Consider the following 13,119-nt stretch of genomic DNA (forward strand, 5'->3'; position numbering starts at 1 on the left):
ACCACCTCAAACGCCTCCGCATACACCGGATACGCCCCATGAAGCTCACGCCCCATCCCCACCCGCTGCGCACCCTGACCAGTAAACAAAAACCCGACTTTGCCGCGCATCGAGGTGCCTGAGGCGCCACTCGCCAACGCGCGCAGGCCCGTCACCAAGGCGTCGCGGTCGGCGCCGACCACCGCGGCCCGGTGCTCGAACGACGCCCGAGCGGTGGCCAGCGTGAAACCGATGTCCACCGGATTCTCCGTGACCACAGTGGACAGCAGCCGATCGGCGTTTGCGGCGAGCGCGGCGGCCGATTTCGCCGACAGCAGCAACGGGACCGCGGGCACGGCGGCGGCCTCGGGCACGGGCCGCGCGGTCGGCCGCTCGATGATGACGTGCGCATTGGTGCCGCTGATGCCGAAGGACGACACCCCGGCACGACGCGGGCGGTCCCGCTCCGGCCACTCGCGCTCCTCGGTGAGCAGCGAAACCGCGCCCGTGCTCCAGTCCACGTGCGGGGTCGGCTCGTCGACGTGCAGAGTGCGGGGCAGCACGCCGTGCCGCATGGCCTCGATCATCTTGATCACACCGCCGACACCCGCGGCTGCCTGCGCGTGCCCGATATTGGACTTCAACGACCCCAACCACAACGGCTCAGACCGGTCCTGACCATAGGTCGCCAACAACGCCTGCGCCTCGATCGGATCGCCCAACGTCGTGCCCGTCCCATGCGCCTCCACAACATCCACATCGGACGAAACCAAACCCGCGTTCGCCAGCGCCTGACGAATCACCCGCTCCTGCGACGGACCATTCGGGGCAGTCAAACCATTCGACGCGCCGTCCTGGTTCACCGCGGAACCACGCAGCACCGCGAGCACCGTGTGCCCGTTGCGCTCGGCGTCGGACAGCCGCTCCAGCATGAGCAGCCCGGCGCCCTCACCCCAGCCCGCGCCGTCCGCCGCGGCGGAGAAGGACTTGCACCGCCCGTCGGGCGACAGCGCGCGCTGGCGGGAGAACTCGACGAACGTCGTCGGGGTGGACATGACCGTGGCGCCGCCCGCGAGCGCGTAGTCGCACTCCCCCGACCGCAGTGCGTTCGCCGCGAGGTGGACCGCGACGAGCGAGGACGAGCACGCCGTGTCGACGGTGACCGCGGGCCCCTCGAAACCGAAGGCGTAGGACAGCCGTCCGGATGCGACGCTGCCCGCGCTCCCGTTGAACAGGTAGCCCTCGAAGCCGTCGCCAGGCAGGTCCGGGCGCGAGCCGTAGTCGTTGTACATGACTCCGACGAACACGCCGGTGCGGCTGCCGCGCAGCGCGGCGGGCACGATCCCGGCGCGTTCGACGGCCTCCCACGCGGTCTCCAGCAGCAACCGCTGCTGCGGGTCCGCGGCCAACGCCTCCCTCGGCGACATGCCGAAGAAGGCCGCGTCGAACTCGCCCGCGTCGTGCAGGAAGCCACCTCCGGTCGAGTAGGACTTGCCCACCTGGTCGGGGTCCGGGTCAAACAGATCCTCGGCCCAGCCCCGGTCGGTCGGGAACGGCGTCACCGCGTCGACCCCCTCGGCGACCAGCCGCCACAGGTCCTCCGGGCCGCGCACGCCCCCGGGATAGCGGCAGCCGACGCCGACGATCGCGATCGGCTCGGTGGTCGCGATCGCCGCGACGGCCGCGGCCGGATCGGTCCCACCGCCGGGCAACCGTGCGGACAGGTAGGCCGCGACGGCGGCCGGGGTCGGGTGATCGAAGACCAGCGTGGTGGGCAGCCGCAGCCCGGTCGCGGCGGCGACGCGGTTGCGCAACTCGACCGCGGTCAGCGAGTCGAGGCCGAGGTCCTGGAACGCGCGCTCGACCACGATGCCCGTGTGGTCGGGGTGTCCGAGCACGGCGGCCACCTGCGCGGCCACCAGGTCGAGCAGGGCGCGCTCACGATCCTGCGGGGCCAATCCGGCCAGCCGGGCGGCAGGCGAGTCGACCGGGGCGGTGCGACGGGTGGCGGGCCGCACCAGCCCGCGCAGCAGCACGGGGATGTCCTCGGCCCGCGCTCGCAGCGTGGCGGTGTCCAGGCCGGTGACCGCGAGGGCCGGTTCACCGGAGGCGACCGCCTGGTCGAACGAGACCATCGCCTCGGCCGGATCCAGCGGGAGCAGCCCGGTTCTGGCCATCCGCCTGCGGTCGATCTCGCTCATCGCGCCGGTCATGCCGCCGGTCTGCTCCCACACACCCCACGCCAGCGAGGTGGCGGGCAGCCCGTTCGCCCTGCGGTGCTGGGCGAGGGCGTCGAGGTAGACGTTGCCCGCCGCGTAGTTGCCCTGTCCCGCCGCGCCGATCAGACCGGTGATCGAGGAGTACAGCACGAACGCCTCAAGGTCGGCGGTGAGCTCGTGCAGGTGCCAGGCGGCGTCCATCTTGGGCCGCAGCACCCGGTCGACCTGGTCCGCGGTCAGTGCGTCGATCACGCCGTCGTCCAGCACCCCAGCGGTGTGCACGACCGCCGTCACGGGGTGCTCCGCCAACAGCGCGGCCACCGCGGCGCGATCGGACACATCGCACGCGACGAGCCGTGCCCGCGCCCCCATGCCCGCCAGGTCGTCGAGCAGCGCCGCCGCGGCGGGAGCCGCCGCTCCGCGCCTGCTGACCAGCACCAGGTCCGTCGCGCCGTGCTCGACGACCAGGTGCCTGGCGACCAAGCCGCCAAGTTCCCCGGTGGCCCCGGTGATCAGCACCGGCCCACCGGCCCAGTCCGGGGCGGGGGCGTCGACGGCCGCGCCGTGGCGGACCAAGCGGGGCGCGAACGCCTCGCCGCCGCGCACGGCGAGCTGCGGCTCGCCCGTGCCAAGGAGATCGGCCACCAATTCGTCAGGCAGGTCGGCATCGGTGTCCAGGAGGGTGAACCGCCCGGGGTTCTCCGTCTGCGCGGAGCGCAGCAGACCCCACACGCCCGCGTGCGTCAGCCCCGGCACGTCCTCATCGCCGACCGCGACGGCCCGTCGGGTGACCACGACCAAGCGGGACTCCGCCAACCGCTCGTCGGCGAGGAACTCTTGCGCCAGCCCGAGAACGCGGTGCGTCACCGCACGCGCCGACCCTCCACCCGCGTGCGCCAGCACCACCGGGCCCCGAGCGTCACCGAGGCGGAGATCGTCGCCGTCGAGCACGTCCCACCCGCCTGCCGACGTGCGGGCAGGCCGCACCGGGTCCCACCGCACCCGGTACAGGCGGTCGCCCTCGGTTCGGCCCGCCTCGCGCAGCGCCGCCCTCGACACCGCGCGCAGCGCCAGCGACGAGACGGCCGCGACCGGCGTGCCGGTCTCATCGGCGACCAACAGCGACGCGGTCCTCGGGTCGCCGCGCGACACCCGGACCCGCAGCGCGGTCGCGCCGGAGGCGAGCACCCGCACGCCGGACCAGGCGAACGGCAGGAGCAGGTCGTCGCCGTCCTGGGCGACACCGGGCAGCAGCGCGTGCAACGCGGCGTCGAGCAGAGCCGGGTGCAGCAGGAACCCGTCCTGGTCCGCGATGTCCGCGGCGACCTCGGCGAAAATCGAGTCGCCGTCCCGCCAGACCCGCCGCAGGCCGCGGAACAACGGCCCGTAGCCGTATCCGAGGTCGAGCAACCGGTCGTAGACGTCGCCGAGGTCCGCTTCGGACCCCGCAGGGGGCCACTCGGTCAGGCTGTCCATCGGGCTGCCCAGGTCCGCGGTGAGGACGCCGCCCGCGTGCCGCAGCCAGGGCCACTCGCCGGACCCGTCAGGTCGCGAGTGGACGTCGAAGGCACGCCTGCCGAACTCGTCGGCCGCGCCGACGACCACCCGTAGCGCCACGCCGCCCCGCTCCGGCAGCACCATCGGGGTGGCGATCGTCAACTCGTCGACGAGGTCGGCGCCGACCTGCCCGCCCGCCCACGCCGCAAGTTCGACGTACGCGGTGCCGGGGAGCAGCACGGTCCCCAGCACGGCATGGTCTGCCAGCCAGGGATGGGTCTCCAGCGACAGCCTGCCGGTGTAGACCACGGCGCCGCCCTCCAAATCGACCGCCGCGCTCACCAACGGGTGCCCCGCGGCGCGCTGGCCGAACCCGGTCGCGTCCGCGGCGCCGGGGGTGGGCGCCTGCCAGTAGGTCTCGCGCTGGAAGGCATAGGTCGGCGCGTCGACGAGCCGCGCGCCGGTCCCGCGCAGCGGGACAGTCCAGTCGACCGGCAGCCCCCGCGTGTACGCCTCGGCGGCCGAGCCCAGAAATCGGTCCAGGCCACCCTGGTCGCGACGCAGCGAGCCGGTGACCACCGCGTCGACGCCCGCGGCCTCCACGGTCTCCTGGACGCCGACGGTCAGCACCGGGTGCGGGCTCGACTCAAGGAAGAACCGGAACCCCTGCTCGGCGAGCGCGCGCACCGCCGGTGCGAACCGCACGGTCTCGCGCAGGTTGCGGTACCAGTAGCCCGCGTCGAGCGCGGTGGTGTCCAGCCAGTCGCCGGTGACCGTGGAGAAGAACGGCACCGCGGCCGCCACCGGCTCGATTCCCGCCAGCGCCTCGGTGATCCGGTCCGCCAGCGGTTCCACGTGCGCCGAGTGTGAGGCGTAGTCGACCGGGACACGACGCGCCCGGATCCGCTTGGCCGCGCACTCGGCGACCAGCGCGTCGAGCGCCTCGGTGTCGCCCGCGACCACAGTGGCCGAGGGCCCGTTGACCGCAGCCACGGAGATCCGGTCCGCCCAGGGCGCCAGCAGCGCCTCGACGTCGTCGGCCGGGAGCATCACGGAGACCATGCCGCCGAGGTCCGTGATCGCCGAGATCGCCCGCGAGCGCAGCACGACCACCTTGGCCGCGTCGCGCAGGGTCAGCGCGCCCGCCACACAGGCCGCCGCGATCTCGCCCTGGGAGTGTCCCAGCACCGCGGCGGGCTCGACACCGTGCGACCGCCACAGGTCCGCGAGCGCGACCATCACCGCGAACAGCGCGGGCTGCACCACGTCGACGCGCTCCATCGACGGCGATCCCGGCGCCCCGAGCAGCACGTCGGTCAGCGACCAGTCCACGAACTCCGACAGCGCTAGCTCGCACTCGGCGATCCTGGCGGCGAACACCGGCGCGGACGTGAGCAAGGCCGCGGCCATCTCCGGCCACTGCGAGCCCTGCCCCGGGAAGACGAACACCACGTCGCCGCCGTCGGCCATCGCGGACCCGCTGACCGTGTCCGGCCAGGTGTCGTCGTCGCCCGCGACCGCGCCGAGCCCGGCCACTGGGTCCTCCCCGAGCACGACGGCCCGATGCGGAAGCGATGACCGACCCGCCGCCAGGGTCCACGCGAGGTCGAGCGGGCGCACACTCCCCGCGGCGAGCAGGTCGCGCGCTCTGGCGGCCTGCGCGCGCAGCGCCTCGGCGCTGTGCGCGGACACCACGAACGGCAGCGCGGCAGGCTCCTGTCCCTCCTCGACGAGTGGAGCCGCGACCTGCTCGACGATGACGTGGGCGTTGGTGCCGCTGATGCCGAACGACGACACCGCCGCCCGCCGGGGCCGGTCCACCGACGGCCAGTCCCGCGCCTCGGTCAGCAGCCGCACCGAACCGCTGTCCCAGTCGACATGTCGGGTCGGCTCGTCGACGTGCAGGGTCTTCGGCAGCACCCCGTGCCGCATGGCCTCGATCATCTTGATCACGCCGCCGACGCCCGCGGCGGCCTGGGCGTGCCCGATGTTGGATTTGAGGGAGCCGAGCCACAGCGGCTCGCAGCGGTCCTGGCCGTAGGTCGCCAGCAGCGCCCGCGCCTCGATCGGGTCGCCCAGAGTCGTGCCGGTGCCGTGCGCCTCGACAGCGTCCACATCGGACGGTGTGAGACCGGCGTCGGCCAACGCCTGATTGATGACCCGTTCCTGCGACGGTCCGTGGGGCGCCGACAGGCCGTTCGAGGCGCCGTCCTGGTTGATCGCCGAACCTCGGATCACCGCCAGCACCCGGTGGCCGTGGCGCTCGGCGTCGGACAGCCGCTCCAGCAGGAGCAGGCCGACGCCCTCCGCCCAGCCGGTCCCGTCGGCCGCGTCAGCGAACGCTTTGGACCGCCCGTCCGGCGCGAGCCCGCGCTGCCGGGAGAACTCGACGAACATGCCAGGGGTCGCCATGACCGTCGCCCCGCCCGCGAGCGCCAGCGTCGTCTCGCCCTGCCGCAGCGACCGCACGGCGAGGTGCAGCGCGACCAGCGACGACGAGCACGCGGTGTCGACCGTGACGGCAGGGCCGACCAGACCGAGTTGGTAGGCCACGCGCCCGGAAAGCACGCTCGGGGTCCCGCCGGTCAGCAGGTGCCCCGCGCTGTCGCTGGCCTCGTGCATCCTCGGCCCGTAATCCTGCGCGGTGGCGCCGACGAACACCCCCGCGCGGGCGCCGCGGAAGTCCTCGGGGGCCAGCCCCGCGTGCTCGAAGGACTCCCACGCGGTCTCCAGCAGCAGCCGCTGCTGCGGGTCCATCGCCAGTGCCTCTCGCGGCGAGATGCCGAAGAACTCCGCGTCGAACTCCCCCGCATCATGCAGGAAGCCGCCCTCGCGGACATAGGTCTTCCCCACGCTGTCCGGGTCGGGGTCGAACAGGTCCTCCGCCCAGCCGCGCCCGGTCGGGAACGCCGACACCGCGTCGCCGCCCTCGGCGACCAGCCGCCACAGGTCCGCGGGTGTGGCTACTCCGCCGGGGTAGCGGCACGCCATGCCCACAACCGCGATCGGCTCGCCCGGCGCGGCCTCCCGCGCGATCTCGGCGGCGGCTTCCGTCGTGCCGGTCGTCCGCGCGCGCAGATACTCGATCAGCGCGGCGGGCGTCGGGTGGTCGAACAGCAGGCCGCTCGGCAGCGCCAGTCCGGTCGCGGCGGCCAGGCTGTCGCGCAATTCGACCGCGAGCAGGGAGTCGAAGCCGAGGTCGCGGAACGGCTTGTGCCGCTCCAAGGCCGTGCCGGGCGGGTACTCCAGGACGGCCGCGATGTGGGTGCGGACCAGGTCGTCGGCGGAGCGCTCCCTGGCTGGGGCAACAGGCGGGGCGGCCGAGGGGGGCGAGGTCAGAGCCAGGGGCGTCGCGGGACCGTCCACCCAATGGCGCCGCCGCTGGAAGGCGTAGGGGGGCAGGTCGATCAGGCGCGCGCCGGAGTCGGCATAGGCGTGGGTCCAGTCGACCGGAACGCCGCGGACGAACAGCCTGCCCAACGCGGACAGCGCGGTGCGGGGCTCCGGGCGGCCCGCGCGCAGCAGCGGCACGGTGGCCACCGCCGCCGGTTCGAGGACGGACTCCGCGGCCATCGCGGCGCAGACACCGTCGGGCCCGAGTTCGACGAAGGTCCGCACGCCGTCGGCTTCCATGGCGCGGACGGCGTCGAGGAACCGGACCGGGCGCCGCACCTGGTCCACCCAGTACTCCGGGTCGCCGAGGTCGGCGACGCCACCGGTCACGGTGGACACGACGGGAACGCGGGGCGCGTGGAAGGCCAATCCCGACACCACAGCGCGGAAGTCGTCGAGCATCGGCTCCATGAGCGGCGAGTGGAACGCGTGGCTCACCGTGAGCCGCTTGGTCTTCGCACCCCGCGCGGCGATTCGCGCGGCCACCTCGAGCACCGCGTCCTCCGCGCCGGAGACGACCACCGACGTCGGGCCGTTGACCGCGGCGATGGCAGCCCCCGCGCTCAGCAGCGGCGCCACGTCGGCCTCCGCCGCCTGCACGGCCACCATCGCGCCGCCCTCCGGCAGCGCCTGCATCAGCCTGCCGCGCGCCACGACCAGGGCCGCGGCGTCGGCGAGGGAGAGCACCCCCGCCACGTGCGCGGCGGCGATCTCGCCGACCGAGTGCCCGGCGAGCAGGTCCGGTCGCACGCCCCAGGAGGTCAGCCAGCCGAACAGCGCCACCTCGACGGCGAACAGCGCGGGCTGCGCCCACCCGGTCCGGCGCAGGTCGACGCCCTCGGCGATCACCTCGCGGAGCGGGCGATCCAGCAGGGGGTCGAGGTGCGCGCACACCTCGTCGAACTCCACGGCGAACACCGGCGAGGACTGGTAGAGGTCCAGTCCCATCGCGATCCGCTGCGCGCCCTGGCCGGTGAACAGGAACCCGACGCCGCCAGGGGTCACGCTGCCGGAGACGACCGAGGCGGCCGGGCTCGCGTCAGCGACGGCGGCGAGGCCGTCGACGAGTTCGTCCGTTGTCTCGGCGAAGACCACGGCACGGTGCTCGAACACCGATCTGGTCGTCAGCGCCGACCAGCCAAGGTCCAGCACGCCGGACTGGGCGGCGGTTTCGCGCAGCCGGTCCGCCTGCGCGCGCAGGGCCTCGGCGTTCCGGCCGGAGACCACCACCGGAACCAGGTCGCGCACGGCCGCAGTCTCGGCGGAGTCCGACCGCGGGACGGGCGCAGCGGCGACCACGACGTGGCAGTTCGTGCCGCCCATGCCGAAGGAGCTGACACCCGCGACGAGCGGCCGATCGGGTCGCGGCCACGGACCGAGCTCGGTCCGCACCGCCAATCCCAGCTCCGACAACGGGATGCGGGGATTGGCGGTCTCGAAGTTCAGGCTGGCGGGCAGTTCCCGGTGCGCGATGGCGAGCAGCGTCTTGATCAGTCCGACGATCCCCGCAGCGCCCTCGAGGTGGCCGACGTTGGTCTTGGCCGATCCGACCGGCACCGGGGCGTCCGGCCTGCCGAGCACCGCGCCGAGGGCCGCCGCCTCGATCGGGTCGCCCACCGGGGTGCCGGTGCCGTGCAGTTCGACGTACTGGACTTCGGCCGGGTTGACACCGGCGCGGCGGTAGGCCAGCCGCAGCACCTGCTCCTGGGTGTCCTGGCCCGGCACGGTCAGGCCGGGGGTCGCTCCGTCGTTGTTCACCGCGCTGCCCAGGAGCACGCCGTGGATCCGGTCGCCGTCCGCCTCGGCCTGCCGCAACGGCTTGAGCACGACCACGCCGCCGCCCTCGCCACGCACGAATCCGTTCGCCCTGCTGTCGAAGGTGTGGCTGCGTCCGTCCGGGGATAGCCCGCCGAAGCGCTCAGCTGTCAACGCGCTCTGCGCCGACAGGTTCAGGTTGACACCGGCCACCAGCGCCGCCGACGACTCGCCACGGCGCAGGCTCTCGCAGGCAAGGTGCACCGCGACCAGCGACGAGGACTGCGCCGTGTCGACGGTCAGGCTGGGGCCGCGAAGCCCGAGCGCGTAGGACACCCGGTTGGCGATGACACCCCGGTTGGTGCCGGTGATCGTGTGCTGGGTGATGGCCGACTCGCCGTGCAGGTGGAGCAGGGACGCGTAGTCGTCGCGCAGGGCGCCGACGAACACGGCGGTGTCGGTGCCCGCGAGGCGTTCCGGCACGATCCTGGCGTCCTCCAACGCCTCCCACGCCAGTTCCAGCACCAGCCGCTGCTGGGGGTCCATGGTGACCGCCTCACGCGGGGACACCCCGAAGAAGGCGGCGTCGAAGTCCTCGACTCCGTCGAGGAAACCGCCCCAGCGGGCTCCTGGACCGAGCGAGGCGGGCCACCGGTCCGCAGGCGCCTCCCTGATCGCGTGGCGGCCCTCGGCGAGCAGCCGCCAGAACCGCGCAGGCGACGCGGCGCCAGGCAGGCGACAGGAGATCCCGACGACCGCGATGGCATTCTCCGAATCGTCGTCGCTCGAATAGGCGGTCGCGGAACCGTGCTCACTCGTCATCGCGCTCGATTGCCTTTCCTGATGAGGAAATCGCGGAAACCACCCGCCCGGCCACGTTGTGCGCGGCCACCGAGAGAAACGGCGGAGGTCGACTTCCCGCAACCTACTGAGCGCGCGGTAACCAATCGCTCTCCGACCGGTGATGAGCGCCGAATTACTTCTCAGTGAATGAGGGGTGGAGCGGGGCCCGATAGCGTGGCGGCACGTCGCGACTTCACGTTTCGTTCGGCGACGCGGCCACGCGGAGCACCGCCAAGCCCGACCTTTGGACAGAAAGTGGGACGGTTTCGCCATGACCAGCACGCTTGCCGATTTCGAACTCACCAGTGACGCAGAAAAACAGACCGAGCTCTATGTGCGCGCCTTCAACGCAGGCGACGCCGAGGCGGTCAACAGCATGTACACCGACGACGCGGTCTCGGTCTGGGAGCCGGGCAACCCGGTCTCCGGCGAGCAGCGCCGCACCGAGGTGGTCGAATTCCTGGCCCAGCGGCCGGTCATGACCGCCAAACTCAGGCACGTCTACGAGGCGGGCGACGCCACCCTGCTCGTCGTCGATTGGACTCTCGATGTCACCGGCGAGGACGGCGAGCAGCAGCACTTCGAGGGCGTCGGCCTCGACGTCCTGCGCCGGGGCGTCGACGGCAAGTGGCGCTACGCCATCGACGACCCCTTCGGCGACTCCCACTGACCGCGCCACGACGCCGAACCGATCAACGAGGAGAGACACATGGCCACGAACGAGGCTGAGGCAGTGCTGAAGGCGGTGCGCGAGGTCGTCCCCCGCCTGCGCGACAACGGGTTGGCAGCCGAGGACAACCGCTGGATCCCCGACGAGAACATCGAACTGCTCGACAAGGCCGGCCTGTTCCAGATCGCCGTGCCGCGCCGGTTCGGCGGCCTCGACCTGTCCCTGGCGGACCAGTTCGAGATCCTCACCGAGGTGGCCCGCGGCTGCGGGTCCACCGGCTGGGTCACGGTGGCCTGGGTGTCCACCGCCTGGATCGCCTCGCTGTACCCGGACCAGGCCCAAGCGGAGATCTTCGCGGGCGGGTCGGTCCGCATCTCCGGTGGCTTCGCGCCCACCGGCTCGGTCACGCCCACCGAGGGCGGCTACCTGCTCAACGGGACCTGGCGGTTCAATTCGGGCTGCCGAGGCGCGCATTGGGACCTGCTCGGCGTGGTCTTGGAGCAGCCCAATGGCGACCACCAGGAGCTCTACGCCATGGTGCCGATGTCCGAGCTGTCCATCGCCGACGACTGGCACGTCTCGTCCGCCGCGGCGACCGGCAGCTCCACCACCTCGGCCAAGGACGTGTTCGTGCCCGCGCACCGGATCATCGACGCGGGCGAGGCGCTGTTCGGCCTGACCGGGGACCGCTCGAACCAGGGCGCGAACGGCCGCAACTACGGCCTCATCGGGTTCGTCATGGCCGAGTCCGTCGCGGCCTACCTCGGCATGGCGAAGGCGGCCTTCGAGCTGTTCGTGGCGAAGGTGCCAGGCAAGCCGATCTCCTACACCGGCTGGACCGACCAGAGCCAGCACCCACACACCCAGATGCAGGTGGCGATCGCGGCGAACAAGATCACCGCGGCCGAGGCGCTGGCGCACAAGTGGATCACCGTCCTGCAGGAGCGCGCCGACGCGGGCGAGCAGCCCACGATCGAGGAGAAGGCCGTCGGCCGCGGTCAGTGCGGGTACGCCATCCAACTGGCCAAGGAGTCCGTCGACATGCTGCAGGCCATCAGCAGCGGCTCCGCGATCGCCAGGAACTCGCCGTTCCAGCGGTTCTTCCGCGACATGGCAGGCCTGTCGCTGCACGGGATGATGACGCCCAACGCGAACCTCGAGGTGCACGGCCGGGTCGCGCTCGGGCTGGACCCCGACACCATGCTGCTCTGATCGCGGCGTGAGAATGGCTGTCCCACCCGGCTCGTCGACCGGGTGGGACAGCCATTCTCACGCTCAGGCCAGCACTTGACGGGCGGCGCGGATGCCGGACTCGATGGCACCGTCGATGTAGCCGTTCCAGCCCTTGGCGACGTCGGCGGTGGCGAAACCCAGTCGCCCGGTCTGGCTCAGCAGCGCGGTCTGCAATCCGCTGAGCTGGCCGGGCCGCATGCAGGCCGCCGCGCCCTGGGAGAACTCCTCGGCTGCCCAGTCCTGCCCCTTGATCGCGACCACCTCCGCCCTCGGCTCGATGACCCGCACAGCGGCGCGGACCTGCGCGAGGTCGGTGAAGTCGAAGGTGTCGTGGAAGCTGAACCCGACGAACAGCCTGCCGTCGGCGAGGTCCGCGAACGGAATGAGGCTGGATATCTCGTCGCCTTCCGCGCCTTGGGCGAAGAACCGGCCCACGTCGCCGCGGATGTGCAACCAGGTCTTGGCCCCGTTCGGCACCCCGATTCCCTGGCTGGTGGCCGCGGTGTGCGCGGCGGGCAGTTCCGGGGTGAACCGGATTGTCCGCCACACGTTGACCGGGACGGCCACCACGGCCACCGGCGCCGAGAAGCGCTCCCCGGAGCGGGTGGTGACGTGCACGCCAGCGGCGTCCTCGGTGATCGCCGCGACCGGCGACCGCAGGCGGACCTGCGCGGCGGCGTCGCCGAGGATGGCGTTCAGCAGCGCCTTGGTCCCCGCCTCGATCCGGTACCGCCCGGTCGCGTTGCCCCAACTGCCGTAGTCCCAGCCCGCGAGCGACCACCAGCGGGCCATCTGCGTGTACGCCCCGCGTGCGCTGTCGCCGCCGGAATAGGCCGAGGTCAGACCATTGAGCCAGCTCTCGTCCTGCGGGGACAAAGCTAGCTGGTCGAGCCGGTCCCGCAGCGAGAACCGGTCTGCGGCGCGCACCGCGTCGGCGTGGAACAGCGGGTCGAACGGACGGTCGAACAAGGCTTCCGCACCGTCGAACAGCGAGGTGAACAACTCGCCGACGCGACCGAACGCCTCGGCGACCGGGAACGAGCGCGGCCCGTCCTGGGTGGGCATGATCGCCCGGTCCGGCCCGGCGTCCTCGACGATCCCGAGGCCGTAGCGCAGCAACTCGGCCCACACGTGCGGCTGACTCCAGTGCACCCAAGTTCCGCCGCGCTCGACGAGCCTGCCCTGGAAGGTGTCGGTCCAGGTCCGCCCGCCGAGCCGGTCGCGCGCCTCGAGCACCAGCGGGCGGCGCCCTCTTGCCCGCAGCTCGCGGGCTGCGGTGGCGCCCGCGAACCCGCCGCCGACCACGATCGCGTCGTAGCCGGTCTGACCGTCCACCGCCGCGGCCTGCCGGTGTCCGACGCCGACCGCTGCCACAGCCCCGGCGACCGCTCCCGCGGCCAGGACCCGCCTGCGGGGCATTCCATCCGATCCACTCACTGTCACGTCATCCACTCTTTCTCTGGTCGGCATTGTTGGTCCAAAATATCCAGTCTGCCCGGAAATACGGTCACTGTCCGCCCTTCGCCGGGG

At 72.6% G+C, this 13,119-nt stretch carries 4 protein-coding genes; 2 read left to right on the top strand and 2 right to left on the bottom strand.

The window, feature by feature from the left end:
* The coding region (locus ACZ6SD_RS23920; protein WP_465319208.1) for a type I polyketide synthase at window positions 1-9,665 on the bottom strand (9,665 nt) is incomplete at its 3' end.
* Window positions 9,666-9,957: 292 nt separating this feature from the next.
* Here ACZ6SD_RS23920 and ACZ6SD_RS23925 point away from each other — a divergent pair.
* Complete coding sequence (locus tag ACZ6SD_RS23925; protein WP_465319210.1) at window positions 9,958-10,356, top strand: YybH family protein; 399 nt, start codon at window positions 9,958-9,960, stop codon at window positions 10,354-10,356.
* Between the two features lie 39 nt (window positions 10,357-10,395).
* Window positions 10,396-11,568 carry an acyl-CoA dehydrogenase family protein gene (locus ACZ6SD_RS23930; protein ID WP_465319211.1) on the top strand — a complete coding sequence of 391 codons (1,173 nt, stop codon included), beginning with the start codon at window positions 10,396-10,398 and terminating at the stop codon, window positions 11,566-11,568.
* 63 nt (window positions 11,569-11,631) lie between these two features.
* Here the strand turns inward: ACZ6SD_RS23930 and ACZ6SD_RS23935 are convergent, their stop codons facing one another.
* The gene (locus ACZ6SD_RS23935) at window positions 11,632-13,008 is read right to left on the bottom strand and encodes a flavin monoamine oxidase family protein (RefSeq protein WP_465319212.1); all 1,377 of its coding nucleotides are present in this window, start codon (window positions 13,006-13,008) and stop codon (window positions 11,632-11,634) included.
* Between the last annotated feature and the right edge of the window lie 111 nt (window positions 13,009-13,119).

It is taken from the genome of Actinokineospora sp. NPDC051303 (genome assembly GCF_055586285.1).